Source organism: Bacteroidota bacterium, from assembly GCA_016183775.1.
Taxonomy (GTDB): domain Bacteria; phylum Bacteroidota; class Bacteroidia; order JABDFU01; family JABDFU01; genus JABDFU01.
This window is the reverse complement of record JACPDY010000043.1, coordinates 1-25,478: the sequence shown is the minus strand read 5'-3', so window position 1 is coordinate 25,478 and position 25,478 is coordinate 1. Positions and strand designations below refer to the sequence as shown.

Here is a 25,478-nt window from a genome sequence, read left to right as displayed (position 1 = left end):
TGTTGATTTTGCCAGGTAAGGAAGCTGATCGTAATTTCCTAATTCATAATAAATGATCAGGATCAGAATCTTGACGGATGAATAGGCATAATTCTCAACCCGTTCGTTGTAGTTATTCACCAGTTTGTTCAACCAGTACAACGATCTTATCAGATCATTGTTAAAGCAATAAACATGAGCAAGAAAATAAATAATAGAGGAGATGTTCAGTTTATTCGCTTTGTGTTCGTTTTTTTCAAGCCATTGTTCAACTTCGTTCGTTAACTGCGCCGCTTTGTCGCGGATAAAATAAAACACATAGATACGCAGCAGGTTATTGTAGTACGATGCTTTAAAATCAATGTTCTCGTTGCGCCAGTAGGGCTTTGTGTCTTTGAGGTCCTGGAAATATTTTTTTACTTCTTCAAATGGCAATATGCCCTGGCCAACCGTAAGGATGTTGTGCAGGGCAATTCCGTATGTATTGATATTCGCAAATTTCATTTTCTCATGCCCGTCAATGAATTTTTTTAACTCAATGTAACTCTCCAGTCCTTTTTTATAATCATTCTTGTAGGAATAATAAAGTCCCTTTAACTGATAATGGTTTATTTTAGCCGCATAGGAAAGTGCACGTTTCTCATCTTTGATAAGTTTCATGTCTACATAATCATCGTAAGACAGTTCTCTGCCGGCAATTTTCTTCTGATCGATCTTATATCCGTATACCATTGAAGCTGCCATACTTTTCTGATACTCATGAAAATTTGCGATTTTATTCAGTATTGCTTTTTCCTTAAGTTGAAATTCAGGTTGGATATTTTCAAGCCAGGGTATGTTCTTTTCGGCCTGCTTTACTTTTTGAATGAAATGAGATATTTCAATATGATAGGTGAATAGTTCGTACTCCTCTGCAATGCCTAAAGCTTTTTCAAGTGTCTTTATACAGGCGAAAAAAAATTTTTTAATAAATAATATTTCCGCGTGGTATATTAATTCTCTGACCTTGTGACTTACATGGTCGCCGGTATGGAAATTCCTTAAACAATCCAATAGAATATTATTCAAACTGTTTTTCAGGCTGGAGAACACATTTGGTTTGATGTTGAAGAGAGAAATTATTTTCTTTTCGTCATAATTTTTTTGGCGGAGTATTGCATCAAATAATTTTATATACAAAGGATTTTGCTCCCTGCTTTTCCATTGGGAGAATGACTTGAAGTAAGCTTTTTCCGCTTTTGTAAGCGAATGAATAAGATCAAACAGGCCGGATGATGTTCTTTTTGGCATAGGTAAGAATGTTGATCGGGATAAATGTTATACAGATCACCCGGCGTTTTTCAGTTTCCCGGGTTCTAGGTCGAAAAACAAGAGAATTTTTCAGCCTTCATCATTCAATCCTTAAAATTCAGCTTCAATGGTATAAATATAATAAAATAAGTCAATTAGGAATAGTTTTGCTTTCATGATATAAATTTAAAATTAGCAGATTATGACCTTCAGTAAAGGCTAAAATTTATAAAAAATTGAATAAAATGTGGTTTCTCCTGCTTTAATTATATATTTTGCTTATCTGATAATAATGGAAAATAGGATTGACTTGAAAGTGGGCTTTAACTTATATTAGTAGCGTAGATATTTAGTCAATTCTCAAATTAATAAAACCCAATAATTAACCCATGAAAGAAAATTACACTACATCACCTATTAAGGGAGTAAGTTCTGCTAACGATACTATTTGGTTGAAATTAATATCTTTTTTCAGAAAGAAAAATTTAATAGCCTTAATCGTGGCTGCTGTTTTGCCATTCTTTTCGAACGCGGGTAATGTTGAGAAGTCGGTGACATTTATGTCTCAAAGCAGGGCTTTGTCATTGTACGTTCCCAATAGCTATAGCCCTACACTTAAATATAAACTTATTGTAAGTCTTCATGGTGCCGGCGATAACAGCGTTAATTTCAGGAATGCTATTTCGCCTATTTCAAGTAATACCGGTTCTCCTTTTTACAATTGCATCATCATTTGTCCTGATGGTGGAAGTGATCCCAGTAAGAGCTTTCAGACACCTGCAGGAGATGAGGAAATTATCCGCGTTGCCCGCGATTCAGCGAAGAAGTGGTATAATATTGATACCAATTATATTTACCTGAATGGTTTTTCATTAGGTGCGCGAAGTGCGTTGTATTATGGATTGAAAAATTATTCACTTTGGAAGGGTATGTTCCTGTGGACGCCGGCTGTACAATCAATTGCTGAAGCTGATAACAAATCATATTTCAAATACAGTTATTCTAACGCGAATAAAATTCCTATTTGTATGACTGTTGGAGCCAATGATGCCGGTTATGTGACCAAAGTACAGTACATTAAGAATATTTTGGTTGACTCCAATGGTATTGTACAGCTTAGGGTAATTGCGGGCCTGGGCCATAGTATTCCGCCTACATTTGCTGATGAATTTTGTTCGGGATTTGTGGATAATTTCTTTACCTCAATGTCTGCTTTGGATGCCGGGATATCAAAGATCAACGCCCCGAAAGTATATACGTGCAGTTCAAGCATAATACCAACTGTACGATTAATGAACAGGGGTACCACAACGCTTACATCCGTTGTGATCAATTACCGGATCGATAACGGGACCTTGCAAACTCATAACTGGTCGGGAACGCTGGCTTCTTTAACTTCACAAAATGTAACATTGCCTGCGATTACATCGGCAGCCGGAAAACATGCTCTTAAAGTGTTTACTTCCAATCCTAATGCGGGAGTTGATGGTAATACTTCTAATGATAATGTTACTGACTCTGTAACAATTGTAATAACAGGTCGTTCGCTTCCTCAATTCGATGGCTTTGAATTGCAGCCAACAGATGTTTTAGATCAATTAATTAACCCGGATGGTATGTATTCGTATTACCTTTCTACAACAGCCAAGACAGGCACCTATTCTGCCTATGTTCCGAATTTTCTTTATCCCATTCCGGGAGAAAAGGATGACCTTATAACTTATCCTCTTAATCTTTCTTCAGCACCTAATCCTGTTTTAACGTTCGACCTGGCCTATGTTTCAAGAAATTCGGGCCTTTCAGATACACTGGAGGTTTCTATCTCAACCGATTGCGGAAAAACGTATACCACTATTTATAAAAAATTTGGTTTGAATTTACCCACAACCTCTCCGACATTTAAGTCAACTCAATTTGTTCCTACAGCGGGGCAATGGCGTACGGAGAGCGTTTCTTTAGGTGCTTATACCTCTGCAACAACAGCCTTTATCAGGTTCCGTAATATATGTAATTATCAGAACGACCTTTATTTCTTTACAGCTACTCCTGTAAACGGCGGACCAGCGCCAGGTTACCAGTGGAAGGTAAATGGTGTTAATGTGGGCACAAACAGCCCTACTTATACAACTACAACCCTTACCAATGGTCAGGTCGTTACATGTGTTATGACCTCCAACCTGAGTGGAGTTGTTGGCAGCCCTGCGACTTCTACCGGCATTACAATGACCGTTAATTCTGCTGTGACACCTGCTGTGACAACTTCTATAACCTCAGGTACCAATCCGGCTTGCGCTGGTTCCTCTGTAACGTTTACTGCTGCACCAACAAATGGAGGTTCAGCACCATCTTATCAGTGGAAGGTGAATGGAGTTAATGCAGGAACCAACAGTTCCACATTTACAACAACTACATTGACCAATGGGCAGGTTGTGACCTGTGTGCTTACATCCAACGCGGCATGCGCCAGCCCGGCTACCGCAACAAGTTCTGGTATTACAATGACCATCAACACGGTTTCCGCACCTTCGGTTTCTGCTGCCATTACGTCGGGAGCAAATCCTGGTTGTGCCGGTGCATCTGTAACATTTACCGCCACACCTGCCAATGGCGGAACAATTCCGGCCTATCAATGGAAAGTAAACGGAGTTAATGCAGGAACCAACAGCTCTACATTTACAACAACTACATTGACCAACGGACAGGTCGTTACCTGTGTACTCACCTCTAATTTAGCCTGTGCGAGTCCGACCACCGCGACCAGTACAGGTATAACAATGACAATTAATCCATCTGTAACTCCTGCTGTTTCCGCTTCTTTAACAACAGGTACCAATCCAGCCTGTGCGGGCACTTCTTTGACATTTACTGCTGTACCAACCAATGGCGGTATCACACCGGCCTACCAGTGGAAGGTAAATGGAGTTAATGTGGGTACGAACAGCGCAACGTTCACTACAAGCACATTGACCAATGGCCAGGTTGTTACCTGTGTGCTGACATCAAATGCGACCTGTGCAAGTCCGGCTACGGCTACAAGTACAGGAGTAACAATGACCATCAACGCGATCCCTGCCACACCTGTGATCTCGCAGGCGGGAAGTGTGTTGACATCAAGTTCCGCAAGTGGAAACCAGTGGTATTTAAATGGTAATCCGATAGCCGGAGCTACCAATCAAACATATACCGTTGCACAGAACGGGAGCTACACAGTTATAGTTACAACAAATGGTTGTTCTTCGGCAGCGTCTGCTCCTAAATTAATGAACACTGTCGGCATAGGTCAATCCACAGCGGAATCTATATTCGCTGTTTATCCGAATCCGAATGATGGAAATTTTACTGTTTCGTTTAAGGCTTCAGTCAGATCAAACTACATACTTGAGTTGAAAAATGGATTGGGTCAATTGGTCTATCGTGAAGTGTTAACTGATTATGCGGGCACGTATTCAAAACAATTGAATATTGCTGAATTCGGAAGAGGTATTTACTTCATTAGTTTGTTGAACACCAGGTCCGAGATTGTTAAAAAGGTGATGGTATATTGATTTTGATCTTTTCGAAATAACAAAGCTGATCCGGCTACCGCGGGTCAGTTTTGTTTTTTATACCTGTACCATTTAATTTTTACCGGGGCCCTGTTTTCTTTTGAAGGGCTTTTTTACGAACGATCTCTGCAAACGGTTGTTTTTGTATTTTACTTTCCAGCCAGGAAATATAATCGAAATAGGCAAGTGCTGCTTTTTCATTAGGGTCATGAATGAGTTTGCCGACCTCCGTTTTTAAAGCAATAAAAGCAATTGTCAATTCTTTGGAGGAATTTATTTTTCTTATTTTTTTTTCTATGAAATCAAGGGCCAATCTTTCGAATTTATACAATGTGTTTTTTTTGTAGAGGAACCGGTAGGTTGATTTTATGATATATGGCAATAGCTCATAATTTCCCAATTCATAATGAGTGATCAGGTTAAGTATTTTTGCATAAGACAATATATCTACTCTTAAAACATTGTTTGATATCTCAAATATTTCGTTTAACCATGCAATTGTTTTTTTGTATTGCCCCGCGCCAAAATACATGTATGCGTACATGAAACGCAATAGGATCTTCGCATCCTGAGGAAGCTGAGTAAGTGTTTGTAGCTCTTTTTGTATGGCAGGAATAATGGCAATGCCCGAATTGAATTCTCCGGTGGCTATGCTCAGGTTTATTTCAAACTCATGCAGGCTGTATGTGATAACCATTCTGCTGCGATCATCCAACCTGTTACCATATTGTCCTGCAGCTTGTTTGAAATTTTGCAAATAGTGTAGGGCCTCGCTGTATTGTTTGTGTTCGCCATAATAATTCATGAGTGATCGTAAAGAGATAAAATACCGGCTGAGGTTTTCCGCAAGCAATTCGGGATGAGATTCCATATGAGCAATACTCTTTTTCAGCAATTCATTGGACTGTTTTAGTTTGCCGGTATTTTTTAAATACAAACTATTGCAGTGGTAATAAAAATATTTTTCCTCGTATGTTGCCGGTGTTTGTTTGTTGCTGTCCAAAAGCAGCTTGATCTGTTTTAGTGCTTTGATATTCTCGTGATTTCCTGATCTTTTGTTGTATAAAATGGTCCGGCTTGAAATGTGTTTATATGTGTTTACAATGTTTAATCTCTTTATGGCCAACTGTTCTGCTGCAAACAAGTCATCGAGTTCTTTTCCCGTACCACTCTCATGTTTTATCTTACCATCAAAAATTTTTCGCTCCCATGAATGAATGTCTATAATGTAGGGATACCGTTCGTGTTTTTCGGCACTTTTTTTTGCTTTTGTCAGCATCTTCCTGCAGGACTCATTCAGCCCCTTTTTATATAGAACGGAAGCATTATCCAGCAATGTTCTTAACTGCATATCGACCGAAATTCCTGAATGATATACTCTCAGGCTTTTCAGGATGAGCTCATACAGGTAGTTCTTGATTCTTGTGAGTTGTTTTATAAATACAGTTTCTGAGAATTTTTTTTTAATTTCTTTTTCATCATATTCTTTTTGCCGTCCGATCACTTCAAATAGTTTAATATAATTCTTGTCACCTTTTTGTATAGATGCAAAAAGTTTAAAGTATCTTTTTTCATTACTACTCATTGATCTTATCAGGAGGAAAAGGTCGTCCGGTTTTTTCATGGGATTGTATGAATATTTATTAAAATATTGTTAAATATAGCTATTTTATCAAAAAAAATGAATTTATATGGCCATTTATTATTTAATGGGAATGTATAAAATGAATATATTTGATTTGACACCGGGCCATTAATGCAATAACTTTATTTCAATACGGAGATGGTTGGCTGGGGTCAGGGAATTTGGGGTCAGTGTAGATAAACGTTTAACCGATTAAGCTCTATGAGGAACTATATTTTTATCATTTGCATATTAGCAGAGTGGCCTGTAAGTTATTTGGTTGCACAAACCTTCGGCTATCCGTCTGTTGCCCTAAATAATAATGTGTATAAGGATGAATCGGTTTATAAAGAGCAGGCCAGGCAGTTTATAAAAGGTCAACCTGTGAAGTTTATAGAGAACAGGGGGCAACTAACCGATAATAATGGAAGACCGGTTCCATTTGTTTTTTTTAAAGCATCAGCCCAAGGTGTGGATATGTACGTCACTGAAAAAGGACTGATCTATGTTTTTGTAAAAGTGGAAGAAGAAGATCATATAGAAGGAAAAGGTGAAGTTGCTAAAGCTGAATTATGTATTGTAAATATGAATTTGAATGGGGCGGATATACAGAGAGAAAATATCATCAAAGAAGGGGCCTCTGTTACTGATATTAATTTTTTTCTTTCTCACTGCAGCAACGGGATAACCGGAGTTAAGGAGTTTGAACAGGTAATTATAAAGAATGTTTATCCCGGTATTGACTGGGTGCTATACAGTTCCAGTGAAAAAGGGTTTAAGTACGATTTTGTGGTTAATCCGGGAGCTGATCACAATCTTATACAATTGGATTATTCCTCCCCCGAACCATTAAGGTTCAATAGTAAAGGAGGTATCCAATTAAAAACAAAGCTCGGAACATTGCAGGAGGATGCACCATTAAGTTTTCAAAATGGGAATCAGATAGGAACTAAATTCATTAAAACATATGATCAACATAACAAGTGCGGTGGATATGATACACGCATTCAGTTTGCTTTGTCCGGTTACGATCGGCGTTTTCCGCTTACTATTGATCCGCAACTTTGGTGGGCCACCGGCTATGGCGGCAACGCGCATGATGGACCAACCAGTGTAAAATGTGATGCCGATGGAAATGTTATTGTGGCGGGTTATGGAGCAGGTAATAACACTTTTCCTTTATTTAACGCAGGTGTTTATTACCAAACTACGTCCATTTCCTGGGAAGGTTTTATTTTGAAATTCAATAGCTCGGGTGTCCGATTGTGGGCAACTTATTACGGAGGTTCGGGTAGTGATATTTTTTATTGCGCGACCATTGATTTAAATAATAACATTTATGTCACCGGGGTAAGTGATTCCCCTGATTTTCCTTTGAAAAATTCAGGCGGGTATTTTCAATCTGTACAAGCGGGAGGGCAAGATGGTGTTATTCTCAAATTCGATAACTCGGGCAATAGGTTGTGGGCCACGTACTATGGAGGCAGTGCAGATGAATTTGGGGGTCAATCTATAACCACAGATGCAAGTGGAAATGTATTTGTAGTAGGTAATACCACATCAACAAATCTTCCATTGTTGAATCCGGGAGTGGGCGCTTATTTCCAGGGAATCTATGCCGGAGGAAATATCACTAATTATACTTATGCCGGAGGCGATGCGTTTATTTTAAAGTTCGACAATACCCAGACTCTTAAATGGGCTACGTATTATGGAGGAAGCGGACTTGAGAATTGTTTTTCTGTTACCGTTGATATTGCAGGAAGCGCTTTTATTTGCGGATACACAGGCTCTGCCAATCTGCCTGTGAAGGATCCGGGGGGAGGAGCCTATTTTAACAATACTCTGGCAGGAACTTTCGATGGCTATATATCAAAGTTCAGCAATGCGGGAGTGCTGCAATGGGCCACGTATTATGGAGGAAGCGGTAACGATTGGGCAATGGCCCTTACAACAGATATAAATAATAATTTATTTGTCTTAGGATACACAGGATCTTCCAATTTGCCTCTTCAGAATCCGGGCGGTACTTCTTATTATGACGGAACCTTGGGAGGAATTTATGATGCATTTGTATTAAAATTTAATAATGCAGGTGCGCGTCAATGGGCAACTTACTATGGTGGCAGTGGTGACGAGATCACTTTTTTATTAAGTACATATAAATATGTTTTCGAGCCGGATGCACATATTGTTGTTGATGTTTGTAATAATATATATGCGGCCTTTGAAACATTCTCAACAGATATTGCCACGTATAACCCTGCCTGTGGTTCTTTTTATGATGGGTCCTTAAACAACGCGGGCAGTGCTTTTAATAATGATATTCTTCTTGCGAAATTCGATAATACCGGCTCTTTGTTATGGGCAACCTATTGGGGCAGCAGTTTAACTGATTTCAGGGAAGGTTTGGCAACTGATCTGAATGGGAGTGTATATATGGTAGGAGAGTGGTATCAATCTACAGGCACCAATTATATTACCGCTGACCCTGGCGGAGGTGCTTATTATGATGCTACTCCCAATGGAGCAAATGAACCATATATAGCTAAATTTATACCCACTCTGCCTGTATATACTCAGAATCAGGTTAATCCCGGTTTGTGCATTTGTAATGGAACGGCAACAGTAACTGTGGCTTGTGGTACACCGCCTTTTAATTATGTATGGAGTAGCGGATCTCAAACGCTTAACGCAAACAGTAACACGAATACCATTACCGGTCTTTGTTCCGGTAATTATTCCGTTAAAGTAACCGATTCAAACTGCAACATAAACAGTACCACAATAAATTACATTCTTCCGGGTGGTTCCGGAAGTGTATCTCTGAGCAGTACGCAAAACAATGTATCCTGCACCGGATTCTGCAATGGCAGCGCAACTATCGCCGCAAGCGGAGGAACCTCTCCTTATACCTATTCATGGAGTAATGGCCAAACCGCTTTAACCGCAAGCGGACTTTGTGTCGGCACGTATTCGGTGGTTGCTACAGATGTGGGCAACTGTACATCTGTTCAAAGCATTAATATTACACAACCTTCAAAGTTGGCTTTGGGATTTTCAACCAATTGGTCCTGTTCAGCTAATAAAGCCACAGTAACTGTATCTCCCGCAAATGGAACCCCACCTTATGTTTATTTATGGAATAATAGCCAGACTACTTCAACCGTATCCGGGTTAAATGCCGGTACATACAGTGTAACTGTAACAGATTCTAAGGGGTGTACTGCAACCGGTTCAATTATTGCAGAAAATATTCCGCCGGTGATAGCTGCTTCAATCACAAATAATACATGTAATGCAAATGGTAGTATAATAGTCAAGGTGAGCGGAGTGTCGCCTGTTATGTATAGTTGGAGTTCCGGCCATACAGCAGCAACGTATGATAATCCCGCACCGGGTATTTATACGGTGACTGTTACTGATGGAAACGGTTGCGTTGCTACTAAGACATTCAGCGTAACTAATAATAGTCCGGTGTCGGCAACATTTACAAATTCACCCACTGCCTGTACCGGCACCAATGTGAACTTTACTAATACCGGGACAACCGGAGGAACAACAACATACAGTTGGACGATAGGTGCCCCTGCTAATGTAAGCGGAACGACTAACGATTTTTCATATGCTTTTTTAACAACAGGAACATACAGTATTACGCACCAGGTTTTTAGCGGAGGATGTCTTCATACTATTACAGGTAATGTAACGATAATAAATTGTACAGGTGGTCCGACAGTAACAACGAATGCTGCTTCGGTGTGTCCCGGTTCATGTATTACGGTTACATCAAGTTCAGTTGGCGGCGCTACCCCGTATACTTATAGTTGGAGCACAGGTTACACGGCACAAAACATAAACGTTTGTCCTGTGTCCACTACAACTTATACGCTTACAGTAAAAGATGCAAGTGGAAATACATCTACATCAACTGCGGTTGTAACTGCCAATCCTGCCGTTAATGCAACAATAGCATCAACCAATATAACCTGCAATGGAAATGCCAATGGCTCAGCATCTGCATCGGTCGGAGGCGGAACTTCCCCTTTTACTTTTAATTGGAGTAGTGGCCAAATCACTCAAACAGCTACAGGCCTTTCAGCAGGTAATTACACAATAACAATTACCGATTCAAAAGGTTGCACCGCAACCTCAAGCGCCGGAGTAATTTCACCTCCTGCTTTAACCGGACAATTCACCAAAGGAACAGCCAATTGCGCAGGTTGCGGCTGCAAAGAATGGATAATGATAACCGGTACTGGCGGCACAAGCCCTTACAGTTATACCTGGCCGGATGGATATGTGAACAGATACAAGAACCAACTTTGCCCGGGAGCATATACTGTAAATATTAAAGATAAAAACGGGTGCAGTGTGACTGTTAACTTTACTACACCGTGATAAGTATCAACGCTTCGCCTTCCTCATCACTACCTCCGCAAATGATTTTCCTTCTGTTTTACTATCCAACCACGAAATGAAATCAAAATACTCTAATGCTTTTGCTTCAAAAGGATGTTTGGTGATTACTCGCAATTCCAAGTGAAGTTTCTTAAAAAAATTAATAGTCTCTTTTCGTGAATTTGATTTGGGCAATTGATTTCGTATAAATCTCAGTATTGCATCCTCGGTTTTATATAATCTTTTTCTTTTATGCAGAAAACGATAGGTGGAACGAACGAAATATGGCAACAATTCATCATTCCCTAATTCATAATGAATTATCAAATTTAATATTCTTGCAAAGGCCGATTCGTCTTCTATGTAATTCTGATCTGATCCATCCAATACCGCTGTATTCCATTTTAGTGCCGCTTTGTAATTCTTTGTATATAAATAGATAACCGACAGTTTAAAAAATAAACCTGATTTATATTTATGATCTACATTATTAATATTTATAAATTTTTCAGCCTCCATTGCCAATTGCAATCCCCTGTCAAAATTATTCACCTTCAAAAACCCCTCTAACAAATTGCCATAAGCAAGGCATGTAAGGTTTATGAGCGTATACCTGTCACTGCGATTTAGCTTCCAATTCTGAACATGAATGAGCTTGTTCAAAGCATACTCTGCATTTTCGGTGTCTTTATTCAAACATCTGGCAACAACCAGATCACTCAGTGTGCTTATATACATATTCATATTTTCAACAAGCCAATCCGGTCTTGATTCAATATTTTGGAGTATTAATTCTGAATGGTGCACGCTCTTTTTAAAGTCATTGGTTGTTGAATAATAAATCATCCATATCCTGTGGTAAGCGTAAAACTCTTCATAACCTGCAGGTTCTGCTGCTTCAGACATCACAGGGTCTTTAATTATTTTCTCCCATTTCTTTTTTGTGCTTTCATCTCTTATTTCACCTTTTTTAAGTAGTTCAAATGTCGAATGAGTAAGATGCCGGTACTTCAAAATGGAAATCATCTTTTTATTTATTACTTCCTGTTCAACAAGTATATCCTTACGGGACAGAACTGATCTGAAATTCATTTCCTTGTTTAAAAGCAGAAGCGAAGATTCGTGTTTTTCATGTTCCGCGGCCAAATGTTTTGACTTTACCAATATTTTATCTCTAAGCTTTTCCAATCCCTTTTTTTGACAAAACTCAATGTCGGAAATATCTTCCCTTACTTTACTTTCAATGGTTTTTCCCGAATAATAAAACCGCATGCTTTTTAAAATAAGCTCCTGTAAATAATTTTTTAAGTCCGGAAGGAGGGTAAGTATCTTTTCCCTTTTGAGCTTTTTCTTTATTACTTGTTCGTCATACACATTTTGAGTGTCAATAATTTCAAATAAAAAGAGGTACTTTTTTTTACCCGAAGAAGAATAGTTCGCAAGTTGTTTAAATATCCTCTTCTCTCCTCTAGTTAAAGATTTTATCAACTCAAATAGATATTCTTCCGATTTTCTTGACATTTCGTTTCCGATAAATAACGGTATAAAATTACATAAATTATGCTATTTATGGCATTATTTAGTATAAAATATAATTAATATCATTTTACAATTCCTATTTAATTTAAAATATTTGTTTCATTTTCATGGCCTTTTATCTCAATTTTATATATAACAAAATCAATTACAGCCTTGAATAATTTAAGTGTGGTGAAATAAAAAATCTCAAAAAATAAACGTTAAAAAACAAATTACCCATGAACTCAAAAACTACATCCGTTAAAATCGTATTTGCTTTTTTCATTTTAACTTCAGCAATAGCCATGTCTCAAACGCTCACATCAGTAACAGGAAAAAGAATTTATGAACATCACAGCTCAAGTATTAATGGCAACAATTATTACGGCACTTACGCCAACGGATTCCAATCCGGTTATGATTTCCTGAACAATGTGTATAAAAATACTACAACATCATCCGACCACGCCAATATGGACCTGGTAGAAACCAATGGAATTTTCGGCAACGGGTACAATTACAAAAATGTTGGATTTACTTCCGGTGCCAGCGTAATATGGAATGGCGCCATTTATGGCAATGGGGCCACAAAATATTATTTAATTCCCGCAACATTCGATTATGCCAATACCACCCAGGCAAGTGAACTGGCTGCTGCATATAATTCAACTGCCGCTTCAACAACAGTTGACGTACCTCAAAAGGGCAGAACGTATATTGCTAAACTGATTCTTACAAATGCAGTGAGGTACGTTGCAATTAAGATAACAAATACCCAAGGCCTTACAGAGCAACAAGCCCAGGATATGGTGGACAATAAAAATATTTATGCCGATGTTTATTTTGACTTCGATTATAAGTACGGTACGATTTTCGGGCCCGTTACATCTTTTTCGGCCAGCAACACCAATATTTGTGTTGGACAGCAGGTTAGTTTTGCCGATCAGACAACAAATACACCTACCACCTGGAGTTGGAGTTTTCCCGGAGGATCACCTGCCAGTTCAAACTTGCAAAATCCTGTTGTTACCTACTCAACTCCCGGAACATATAATGTGGTGTTAACTACTTCAAATACGGGAGGCAGTACAACGTTGACAAAAAATAATTTTATTGTTGCAAATCCTCTTCCGGCAAAACCTGTTATCAGCTCATCAGGAAATGTTCTTACCTCAAGCGTTGCCAGCACTTACCAGTGGTATTTAAACGGAAATATTATCATAGGGGCTACAGCACGGTCATATAATGTTACATTAAACGGAAATTATACCGTGGTCGTTACCGCGACGGGAGGGTGTGCCGATACTTCAGCTACCTATGCGTTTACCACCACAGGAATTGATTTGGTTAGCAGGAATAATATGTATTTAACTATATTCCCCAACCCTAATGACGGGCGCTTTACCCTGTATTTTGATGCGACTGACAAAGCTGATTATACAATCATTATAAAGGATGTATTGGGACAAACAGTATTCACAGATATTTTAAGGGATTTCACCGGTAAATACTCAAAACAACCGGATTTAAGTAATTTCGGGAAAGGCATATTCACAATAAGTTTGTCTAACCCGGAGCATGAGTATATAAAAAAAATGTTGGTATTATAATAGCATGTTCAAATTTGATATTTTTAATATACGTATTCGTATTTTTTCAAACCCTCGATCGGAGGCTTTTATGCAGGCTCTGTAGAGAATTAAAGGACTGAGTGAAGACTTTTGGTTTAGAATTATTTATCGCACTTAAATGATTTTGGCATGAAAAAAATATACAATTTCCTTGTCGCACTGCTTATTGTAGTTAATATACTTGCCAACGGCAAAGAGGGCTATAAAAATAGTCCAACCCTAAAAGTAGAGGCAAACCAATGGATCCAATCCCAGCCCGTACAATTTTTAGAAAACAAAGGGCAGATGACTGACATGAATGGCAAGCCTGTTCCCTTTGTGCTTTTTAAATCCGAAGCTCCCGGTATGAATATGTATGTTACTGAAATGGGGGTAACATATGTATTTGTAAAAATAGAAGATGAGGTTTCTTCGAAAAGACAAGCCGAATGGCTCAGCACAGGGCAGACAAATGAGAAAGAGGGCACCCTTCTCAATACAACACCAGTCCCCATTGATGAAGGGCAGAACCGCAAAATAGAATGGAGCCGGATAGATATGAATTTACAAGGCGCAACAATTAAAAAAGAAAATATCATTCGGGAAACCCCATCAGTTACAGATTTTAATTTTTTTTACGGTCACTGCCCCGATGGAATTTATGGGGTAAAAAAATATGAAAAAATAACCATTAAAAATATTTATACCGGAATTGACTGGGTACTTTACAACAGCAACGAAAAAGGTTTTAAGTACGATTTTATTGTTCATCCCGGAGCAGATTATAAACAAATAGAGTTGATATATAAAAGCAAAACACCCATCCGTATTAACAAACAAGGCGAACTGGAGTTATATACCCAACATGGCAATGTAAAAGAAAACACACCGGTAAGTTTTTATGAAGGGCGAGAAATAATTACCCGCTTCAGGCAGAACTACCAGAAGCCAATAGAGATAAACAATGATAAAGGGTACGAAACTTCCGTTTCCTTCCATCTCATATCTCATATCTCACATCTCACCTCTCTATTGACCATTGACCCCCAGCTGGTTTGGGCTACTTATTTTGGAGGAACTACTAATAATTCTACCGGATTTAATTCTACTACAATTCGCAGTATAGATTGTGATCTTAATAACAATCTCTTTGTAGTAGGCAGTACTACTTCTAATCTTAATTTCCCCCTGCTAAATCCATTTGGCGGTGTATATTTTGATGGCACAACAGCCGGTGGTTGGCGAGGCCTGAATGATGATACGTTCATTTCAAAATTCGACAATACAGGCAAATTACTTTGGTCAACATATTATGGAGGAAGTAGCAGGGACGATGGACAGTCGATCGCTGTTGACTTAAATAACAATGTATTTGTGACTGGCAAAACAATATCTTCAGACTTTCCAACTCAAAATGCCTTTGGGACAACTTATTTCCAGGGTCCAATGGCGGGTATTGGAGTTTTTAAGGATGATATATTTGTTTTAAAGTTCAATAATGCGGGAGTTCGGCTTTGGGCTACATGTTACGGAGGATCGGATGGTGATGTAGCATTGTCTATATGCACTGATCCTATTGCAGGAAATGTATTTGTAACCGGCGAAACAAACTCTTTCGATTTTCCTGTTTTAAATCCCGGAGCCCCGGCATTTTACCACCCCAGTGTTGGTGGCAATATTACAAGAGCATATATTTTAAAATTCGATAATACGGGTACCCGCCTTTGGGCTACTAATATCGGAGGTACTAATGGTGCATCATCCAGTGGATATTCTATTTGTAGTGATGCGGCCGGAAATATATTTGTTACAGGAGGTGCTTTTAAGATTAACTATCCCGCTCCAACTGATTTTCCATTTTTAAACCCAGGCGGCGGAGCCTATTTTGAAACAGTAGCAAATCCAATTTCATATAATTGGACAATATTTATCCTTAAATTCAGCAATGCCGGGCAACAACTTTGGGGTACTTTTTATGGAGGAGCTACAAATACACTGGGTATAGGATATACTATTTGTGCCGATCATTCAGGAAACGTATTTGTTACAGGTGTAGTCGGTGGTAATATTCCTGTATTGAACCCTGGAAGTGGAGCTTATTTTCAACCAACAGTTGGAAGCGTTAATGATGCATTTATTTTAAAATTCAGTAACGGAGGCGTTCGCCTTTGGGCCACTCATTATGGAGGAACTGGACAGGAGTACCAATCATTTGGGGCATATACATATACTTATGATAATATAGCCGTTGATCCCTGCAATAATGTTTACATAAGTTTTCATACTAATTCGTCCAATGCGCCTGTACAGGATGAGCTTGTTCAAAATTCATGCAGCGCCGGGTTTTATAAAAACACTACTAACTGTGCTGCAAATACTTTTATCACCAAATTTAGTAATGCCGGCACTCGGCTTTGGGCAAGTTATTTTACCGGTGATCAATCTTCCTCCGGCAATATGGAAGCTTTAGCGGTAGATAAATTTGGTAATTTGTTTATGGCTGGTCAAATTGAACTTTTCCAAGGTACTAAATTCTACTTTCCCCCAACGAACCCTGGCGGGTTGGCGTATTATGATGGCAATAACAGTTTGGCCAGAGTATGTGGTTACATCGCTAAATTTATACCCGCTCAGGCCAGTTATATCCAAAGTCAGGTTAACAACACTTCATGTACTCCTTGCAATGGAAGTGCGACCATCACCGTAAATTGCAGTAATCCAAACTACAGTTACGTATGGAGTAATGGTAGCTCAACCTTGAATAGTTCCATCCCTACCAATACTATTTCCGGTCTTTGTCCGGGTACCTATACTGTAACTGCGACCAGTAATTGTAATCAAACACAAATTGCAACATTTGTTATTGCAGGGACACCGTGTGGCACTTGCACTTTAACCGGACAATACACCAAAGGTACCTCCAACTGCGCCGGCTGCGGCTGCAAAGAATGGATAATGATAAATGCAACAGGAGGTACAAGCCCGTACAGTTATACCTGGCCCGATGGATATACCAACAGATACAAAAACCAGCTTTGTCCCGGCAATTACACAATAAATATTAAAGACAAAAACGGATGCAGTGTGAACGTTAATTTAACCACACCCTAAAAAATCAGGAATTTTTTCGCAAAGCTTTCTCTTTTACGAGTTCGGCAAAGGGGCGGTTCTCTATTTTACTTTCAATCCATGATATAACATCAAAATATTCAGGGAAATGAGAATATTTAGGATTTTTAAATACAATTCCCAACTGCTGTTTTAGTATACCAAACCCTATGATTTGCTCTTGTTTTTTTTCATAACGGTGTATTTCCTTTTCAAAAAAATAAATCATTCTTTTTTCAAATTCAGTAAAGCTTGTAGTTTTCATTAAAAAATGCCGGGCTTGTTTTGCCATGTATGGAAGTAATTCATTATGCTCCAATTCATAATGAGTAATAAGTAAATAAATTCTTGCCATAGCCTGAATATCCTGCCTGTACTTCTGTTTGAAAGCAATAATTTTATTGAGGTATTTTAATGCCTCATGGTAATTTTCCGATAAAAAATAAGCGGAAAAAAAATTGTCCCACAAGGCAATTCTATTCGGATTTTCAGCGGTAGCATCTATTGTAATCCCTTTGCCTACCTCAATAGCTTTCAGGAGTGCTCCGCATTTAATTTGACTTACCATGTAATTTAAGGTGAGTGAAAACATTTTTAGCTGTAGTTCTTTAGTTCTCCTTTTTGATGATAAAGAATTTAAAAACAAACTTGCCTTATTTAATACGTCGTCACACTTTTTATAATCTCCGCGTATAGAATTTATTATCATATTATTTGATAGTGAATTCAGGTATTCGTGTGCCCGGTTTTTAGAGTTATTCGACTCAAGATATTTTATCCATTCCTCTTGTCTTTTGTATGCTACAGTGCTATTATACTCCTTGAGTAAAAAAAATGAAACTTGAAAATGTATGTTGTAATAATCTTTGATTGCAGAATGAGTCAGTGCGGCCTTAGGCGATGCTAACAGGGGAGAATTAATAATCTCCTGAATACGTAGCTGATTGAGTTCCTTGCCATCAGATTCATTGAATAGATAATGAACCTTGTCAGCCAGATGTTTATATTCAATTCTATTTCTTACATAGTCTGAATATTTTCTTTCATTTTTTATTTGTTCATTCGTTACATATTCAAGATCCATTTGATTGGCTGTTTCGCGCGCTATAGTTGATCTAATCGAGCATATTTCAAGCAGGAAACCATACTTTTCATGCTGTATTATCAATTTTTCAGCTTTCAAAAGGATTGTTTTTGCCATTTTATAAATTTTCTTACTTACAAGTACTTCAGCTTGATCCAGCAAAGCCCGAATTTGTATATTCTCAGAAGTATCTGAATGATATTCGGTTAAACTTTTTAAAATAGCCTTAGTGAGGTACTCTTTCGCCTTTTTAAGGTTATGAAAAAACCCTATTTTCTTTAATTCCGATTTCAATAGTTGAGTATCATATGCTTTGCCTTTAGAATTATTGATAACATCAAAAAGCTTTAGATAACTACGAGAGGTTTGCCTGCTCCCTCCCTTTACGCTATATGCCTTGAAAAATATCTTTTCCCGACTATTCATAGATTTTATCAGGATAAAAAGATCATCTGAGGGTGTCTTCATTTTTTATAACATGTGTAAAAGGTCGTGCGCCTAAGATAAGTCAATTATGAGGTTCATGCAAACCAGTTAGTGTGGTGCTTTTTGGAAAAAGCAGGTTTGACTTTTTTAATCATTTAAGTCAACTTTACGGTACAAGCGTTAAATAAATAAATTAAGGATCATGAAAAACAAAAGAAAACAAATAAAAAAGATAACTGCAAGGCTAAAGGAAAAAGCTGAGAAACAAAATGTCCCTGAGAAAACATCCAAAGCGAAAGTTGCGTTAAAATCAACCAAACAAAAGAAATTGCCTGTATTTTTTAATCGTAGCAGTATATGGCCCTATGTTGACGAGCATGGCCATAGATGGTATTAGAATGGAACCATTATCAATTACGTCACATAAACACAACCCTAAAAAGACAAAAAATGAAAACAAAATTACTATCAGCCCTAAAAGGCAATATGATTATGGCTACACTCATTATTGGATTAAACATTGTACAGGTTCATGCCCAATGGACTGTATACAATACAGGCAACTCCAATATCCCTTCCAATAGCGTTAAGGCTATCGCCATTGATGCTAGCGGAATAAAGTGGGTAGGTACTGAAGGAATAGGGCCAACTACACTTACCGGTTTAAGTAAATATACCGGAGGCAGCAGTTTTACAAGTTGGGGGCCCGGTAATTCAAGTATGATCTCAGGAACTGTGAATACCATAGTATTTGATAGTTTAAACAATGTATGGATGGGTACTATTAACGGGGCAGCTAAACTTAGCGGCACTACCATTACTCCAATCGACCTTTCCGGTAACGATTATATTCAGGAAATCGCAGTTGATAAAAAAGGATATTTATGGGCTTCGGCACACTCCGGTTTATTTCGTATTAAGCGCAGCAATAATACCTGGACAATGTATGACGCTACTAATACTCCCGCAATGGGTGGCTCCAAATTAAATGCAGTAACAGTTGATAACTCAAATAATATATGGACAGGTGGCTGGGACAGCGGAGTTCGTAAGTTTGATGGCAACTCGACATGGACAAAATATGATCCCGGCAATTCTGTAATACCCGGTGATTGGACAAACTATGCAGGCAAAGATAGTTCAGGTAACATCTGGGTAACTTCACAAGGAAGTTTTGCCAATGGTAATGTAAGTTTTGTGGGCAAATACAATGGATCGGCGTGGACAATATACAGAACTGTTTTTGGCACCAATCCGGGACCGGTGCCAAGTGCTCAGATATACTCGATGGCTGTCGACAAAAAAAATGGTGTGATCTGGTTTGGGAGTCAGGACAAAGGACTTATTAAATACAATGGTTCTACCTGGCAGGTATACAATATGGGTAACACTCCCGGAATGCCTAGTAATGTAATAAACGGAGTTGCGCTCGATACTGATGGAAGTTTGTGGATAGCAACAGCTGCAGGGCTTGCACATTGGTCATGTACAATGCCAGCTCTGAATACATCATCTGACCCATCAATCTGTCAAGGCACTTCATCAACGCTTACTGTAAGTGGAGCCGGCAGCTATTTTTGGTCTCCGGCAAGCGGGTTAAATACTACCAGCGGAGCAAGTGTTATAGCATCTCCTTCCACTACCACCACTTATACGGTAACAGGATCAACTGACCCCGGATGTTCAAGTACCAAAGCCATCACAGTTACTGTAAAAACTCCTCCAATTGCCAATGCGGGAAGTGATGTTGGCATTTGTCCGGGATCAAATGTTACCCTGGCTGCAAGCGGTGGTACGGGTTATTCCTGGTCACCTGCTACAGGATTAAGTTCATCATCCGTTGCTAATCCTGTTGCTAATCCTGTATCAACCACTACATATACCGTTACTGTTACAGGTGCTGGCGGATGTACCGGCAGCGACCAGATTGTTGTTGAAGTAAATCCTCCATCACTACGCCCCGTCGCTAATGCGGGAAACGATACTGGTTTTTGTCCGGGCACAGGTGTTACATTAGCTGCAAGTGGTGGTACTTCTTATTCCTGGTCGCCTGCTACCGGATTAAATTCCACAACTGTTTCCAATCCTGTCGCAAATCCTTCTGCAACTACAACTTATACAGTTACAGTTAAAGGCGCTAATGGATGCACTAACACCGATCAGGTTGTTGTTTCTCTGAAACCGGTACCACTAGCCGATGCGGGTTTCGATGGAACAATTTGCAGCGGAGATGTAATGCCTTTGCAAGCCAGCGGCGGGGTTTCTTATTCCTGGTCGCCTTCTACAGGGCTGAGTTCCACTACAATTGCAAATCCTGATGCAACCCCAACCGGCGATATCACTTATACGGTTACTGTTACAGGTTCAAACGGATGTTCGGCAAATTCTTCCGTTTCAATTACCGTATATCCGCTTCCTCCCAGTCCCGTAATTACCAAAAGTGGTAATGTGTTAACTGCAAATAGTACAATGCTTATTTACGAATGGTACAAAGATGGCCTTATTATCCCTGGCGCTAATTCAAAAAGCTACACAATAACTGTTCCGGGAACTTACCCGGAAACATATAAGGTAATTGTTACCAGTGCTGATGGTTGTTCCAGTTCATCAAATGACTTTGTTGTTTTACCTACAGGCATTGAAAATTTAGAGCTTGGCTCAATAAAGGTAAATGGATATTATGATGCGGGGGCTCAACAAATAACAATGAATTTTTATTCTTCAGAAAAAGATCGGTATAATGTTGAATTATTCAACGTGGCCGGTCAACTCATTCTTAAAAACAGTATTGGAGAACGTTCCGGTACATTCGCCGAATATATACCTGCAATTAATTTCGAAAAGGGAATATACATTTTGTTCATTGCCTCGGGGAAAGCTACAGCATACAAAAAAATAGTGATTGAATAGTTTCCTATTATATGATCATGAAAAAAGGCACATTTGTCATATTCACATTATTTATATGCCTCACAAGTAATGCTCAATTTTCCAAATTACTTGATTTCAGCGGTACCACAGATGGTAGCTCTCCTAATAGCGTTGGTCCACTAACGCTTTCAGGAAATGTATTATACGGAATGGCAAGGCTTGGCGGGGCTAACAATCTGGGCTGTATCTTTAGCATCAATGATGACGGCACCGGGTATACTAAACTCCTTGATTTCAGTGGCGCGGCAAATGGCAGCACCCCTTCTGGTTCATTAATACTTTCGGGAAGTGTATTATATGGGATGGCCTCTGGTGGAGCCAGCAACAGAGGTTGTATTTTTAAGATTAATACTGACGGCACCGGATACTCCAGACTTTATGATTTCAGTGGCACTCCGGACGGCGATAATCCTACGGGCTCATTAACACTTTCAGGTAGTGTTCTGTATGGCATGACACAGCAAGGAGGAGCTGCCTCTAATAATGGGTGCATTTTCAAAATCAATACTGATGGCTCTGGCTATTCAAGGCTGCTCGATTTCAGCGGTGTTGCAAATGGTGCCTGGCCTTATAGCACACTCGCTCTTTCAGGTAGTACATTATATGGGATGACCTATTTCGGTGGGATAAATAACTTAGGAGTCATCTTTAAAATAAATACCGATGGCACAGGATACACCAAACTGCTCGATTTCAGTGGCGTGGCAAACGGAAAGAACCCATATGGTTCATTAACGATATCCGGAAACGTGTTATATGGAATGACTGCCACCGGTGGCGCAAACAATATCGGGTGCATCTTCAGTATCAATACCGATGGCACAGGATATGCCAAACTTCTTGATTTCAGTGGCGCACCAAACGCCAGCCAATCCTATGGTTCATTGGTTTTTTTTGGAAACATGTTATACGGAATGGCATCAATAGGTGGGGCAAACAACATGGGTTGTATCTTCAAGATCAACACTGATGGTACCGGATATTCAAATCTGTTTGATTTCAGTGGTGTGGCTACTGGAAACTTTCCAACCGGCGAACTGATCCGCTCAGGAAGCTGCTCGTATGGTATGACATTTCAGGGGGGTACAAATAACTTAGGTGTTATATTTAAATATTGTGATGCATCATTACCCATTGAACTAATCTCATTCAGTGCTGAATATAATAAGGGGGAAGTGTATACCCAATGGGTAACAGCAACCGAAACAAATAATAATTATTTTACGATAGAACGTAGCACAGATGGGAGGATCTGGAAAATTGCTGGTATTGTTGCCGGAGCAGGTAATTCATCTGCTATTCGTAATTATGCGTTTGTTGATACACCTGAAACGTTAAATTTGACTCCGGTACAAACGGCCCTTCAGCAGTCAGATCTGAAACCTGCAACTGTTTTTTATTACCGCCTTAAGCAAACAGATTTTGATGGCAGATGTTCCTATTCAAATGTCGCTGCGGTAAAAGTAATGGACGAATGGAACAGAGCAATAAATTTTTCAATTTACCCCAACCCGATAAATATAATGCCTGGCGAAAGTTTATCATTTACTCTTTTCGGATTGCAGAAAGTGTCACCAATACTGGTTCTTTTAAATGATCTATTTGGACGAGAATATTATTCAAAAACAATTCTATCCGATGTTAATGGAAATGCTAGTGTTGTTATAGAAAGCAATATACCATTACCAACGGGAGTATATCTGATTAGAGCATCGAGTAACAATAAATTGTATAATAAAAAAATCGTTTTCTTATAACAAGTATAAAGAAGACACATGAAATAGCCATATACCTTTTGGCATACCAACCGAAATGAATATGGCGTATTCCATCTGACAAACAGCAACTTTAAAATTATATACACATGAAATTTAAAGAAGCTTGCACGTTGGGATACATAGATTATTGGTGGGTTTATTTCTTTTATAAGGAAATAGGCCTTCCATTTTGATTTGCTTTGCATAACCCGTAAAACGGAATAGTAGCATGTAATGCTAAAAGAAGTGAAATAAAATGACCGCCATAAAAAAAAATCATCATACGCTCATCATAATATTGCTTATCACAGGTAATATTTATTCTCTCTTCTCTTTGACGAGAGCCGGATATGAACTTAGTGGCAATAACAACTCTAAATCTGACCCTAAGCTAAAAGCTCAGACACAGCAATGGATGCAATCACAGCCTGTGCAATTTATAGAAAACAAAGGACAAATGATGGATATGGAGGGTAAGCCCGAGCCTTTCGTTTTGTTCAAAATCGAAGCGCCAGGCATGAATATGTATATCACCGAAAAAGGAATCACCTATACTTTTATTCAGGCAGAAGAAGAATATAAAGAAAAAGATAGGCAGGTGACATGTGGCAAAGAGGAACAGAGGAAAGATGAAGATAATATCATTTTCAAATGGGCACGGGTTGATATGGAACTTACCGGGGCAAGTATTAAAAAAGAAAACATTATAACAGAAGGCAGATCAACCAGCTTTAATCAATATTTTTTAGGCCACTGTCCCAATGGAATAACAGACGTACACAGTTATGAGAAGGTAACTATTAAGGAAATTTACCCCGGGATAGATTGGGTATTTTATAACTCAAACAAAACAGGATTCAAGTATGATTTTGTGGTGCATCCCGGCGCTAACCAAAATAACATAAAGCTTCTATACCGCTCTGAAAAAAAATTAGGTATTGACAACAAGGGCAACATACAAATAAAATCCCCATACGGAACCCTAACCGAACAAGCCCCCGTAAGTTATTTGGAAGAAACAAACAGAAATATCCCAACAATCTTTTCCGAAAAAAAAATTAAGTCCTGCAATCCTAACGGAAATGACGAAGGCTATGAAACAGAAGTTTCATTTATACTTGAACCAGGAACGTTGAATCTTGAACTCGAAACTTTAATTATTGATCCGCAACTTGTTTGGGGAACATTTTATGGAGGAAGCGGGGCTGAAGGATTTGGCAATATGGATTGTGATGTAAACGGGAATCTATATGTGACGGGATATGTAATTTCCGCTGATTTTCCAACGCAAGCATGGGGTAGCGCATATTTTAGTGGCTTTTCAGGAACAGCATGGGACGTATTTATACTCCGCTTTTCCAATACCGGCGTGCTTACCTGGGCTACTTATTATGGGGGAGCGAATAGTGGCAATAACGAGATGGGAAGAAGCATAAAAATTGATGCGACAGGAAATGTTTTTGTAACAGGTTGGACATCCGCCCCTAATTTTCCAACCCAGACTGGAACCGGAAGTTTTACCGGCGCATACTTTGACAATACATTACCGCTTAACGGCATAGCTGGTTTTATACTTCGCTTTTCCAATGCAGGAGTTCGTACCTGGGCTACCCTTATTGATTATGCCAGCTTTTTGGATATGGCCCTTGACATTAATGGAAATATCTACCTGGCAGGAAGTGCCGGTGCAGGATGTCCTTTAAAGCCATGGGGTGGCGCTTACTTTGATGCCAGCATAGGAGGATCAGGTGATTGTTATATAATTCGTTTTTCCAATAAAGGAATGCTTATATGGGCGACTTATTATGGCGGAAGTATTATAACTAATAATTCCAATGGGGCACCCGAATTTGCGTCAAATATTATAACAGACGCTGTTGGAAATATTTATGTCGCAGGACAGGCAACTACAATAGATTTCCCAACTCAAACTGGAACAGGAGTCTTCACAGGGGCGTATTATGATAATACCCAGGCAGGAGCCACAGACATATTTATTCTTCGTTTTTCCAATAAAGGTGTACGCACCTGGGCAACTTTATATGGAGGGAGTAGTGGGGTTTGGGGAAGGGATCATCCGTCAGGCCTCAGAGTAGATGTTACCGGAAATATTTATGTTACAGGTGTAACAGATGCTTCTGACTTTCCTACTCAGTCCTGGGGTAGCGCCTATTTTAGCGGTTACAAAGGTGCGTCAGATGCATT

General features: G+C 39.0%; 12 protein-coding genes. 8 read left to right on the top strand and 4 right to left on the bottom strand.

From position 1 onward, the window contains the following. On the bottom strand, positions 1–1,269 hold a 1,269-nt coding region (locus tag HYU69_05740), incomplete at its 3' end, for a hypothetical protein (protein ID MBI2269845.1). 389 nt (positions 1,270–1,658) lie between these two features. Here HYU69_05740 and HYU69_05735 point away from each other — a divergent pair. Beyond that, positions 1,659–4,814, top strand: coding sequence for a T9SS type A sorting domain-containing protein (locus HYU69_05735; protein MBI2269844.1), 3,156 nt, complete (start codon positions 1,659–1,661; stop codon positions 4,812–4,814). Between the two features lie 79 nt (positions 4,815–4,893). On the opposite strand, the gene HYU69_05730 is transcribed toward HYU69_05735, so the two are convergent. After that, the gene (locus HYU69_05730; protein MBI2269843.1) at positions 4,894–6,438 is read right to left on the bottom strand and encodes a hypothetical protein; all 1,545 of its coding nucleotides are present in this window, start codon (positions 6,436–6,438) and stop codon (positions 4,894–4,896) included. Positions 6,439–6,660: 222 nt separating this feature from the next. Here HYU69_05730 and HYU69_05725 point away from each other — a divergent pair, with 222 nt between their 5' ends. Beyond that, the gene (locus HYU69_05725; GenBank protein ID MBI2269842.1) at positions 6,661–10,839 is read left to right on the top strand and encodes an SBBP repeat-containing protein; all 4,179 of its coding nucleotides are present in this window, start codon (positions 6,661–6,663) and stop codon (positions 10,837–10,839) included. A 6-nt stretch (positions 10,840–10,845) separates the two neighbouring features. Here HYU69_05725 and HYU69_05720 read toward each other — a convergent pair whose 3' ends face one another. Further along, positions 10,846–12,360, bottom strand: a complete 1,515-nt coding sequence (locus tag HYU69_05720) for a hypothetical protein (GenBank protein MBI2269841.1) — start codon at positions 12,358–12,360, stop codon at positions 10,846–10,848. 236 nt (positions 12,361–12,596) lie between these two features. Between HYU69_05720 and HYU69_05715 the strand changes: the two genes are divergently transcribed. Then, the gene (locus HYU69_05715) at positions 12,597–13,967 is read left to right on the top strand and encodes a PKD domain-containing protein (GenBank protein ID MBI2269840.1); all 1,371 of its coding nucleotides are present in this window, start codon (positions 12,597–12,599) and stop codon (positions 13,965–13,967) included. Between the two features lie 150 nt (positions 13,968–14,117). Then, complete coding sequence (locus tag HYU69_05710; GenBank protein MBI2269839.1) at positions 14,118–17,078, top strand: SBBP repeat-containing protein; 2,961 nt, start codon at positions 14,118–14,120, stop codon at positions 17,076–17,078. A 4-nt stretch (positions 17,079–17,082) separates the two neighbouring features. On the opposite strand, the gene HYU69_05705 is transcribed toward HYU69_05710, so the two are convergent. Then, the gene (locus HYU69_05705; protein ID MBI2269838.1) at positions 17,083–18,627 is read right to left on the bottom strand and encodes a hypothetical protein; all 1,545 of its coding nucleotides are present in this window, start codon (positions 18,625–18,627) and stop codon (positions 17,083–17,085) included. A gap of 160 nt (positions 18,628–18,787) precedes the next feature. On the opposite strand from HYU69_05705, the gene HYU69_05700 reads away from it, so the two are divergent. The 4 genes from HYU69_05700 to HYU69_05685 all read left to right on the top strand — a co-directional run. Further along, on the top strand, positions 18,788–18,982 hold the full coding sequence (locus HYU69_05700; protein ID MBI2269837.1) for a hypothetical protein: 195 nt from the start codon (positions 18,788–18,790) through the stop codon (positions 18,980–18,982). A gap of 53 nt (positions 18,983–19,035) precedes the next feature. Next, entirely contained in the window at positions 19,036–21,495 is a 2,460-nt protein-coding gene (locus HYU69_05695; GenBank protein MBI2269836.1) for a T9SS type A sorting domain-containing protein, read from the top strand. A gap of 17 nt (positions 21,496–21,512) precedes the next feature. Beyond that, positions 21,513–23,273: a hypothetical protein gene (locus HYU69_05690; GenBank protein MBI2269835.1), complete on the top strand. Its 1,761-nt coding sequence runs from the start codon at positions 21,513–21,515 to the stop codon at positions 23,271–23,273. A 256-nt stretch (positions 23,274–23,529) separates the two neighbouring features. Next, on the top strand, positions 23,530–25,478 hold a 1,949-nt coding region (locus HYU69_05685; GenBank protein MBI2269834.1), incomplete at its 3' end, for an SBBP repeat-containing protein.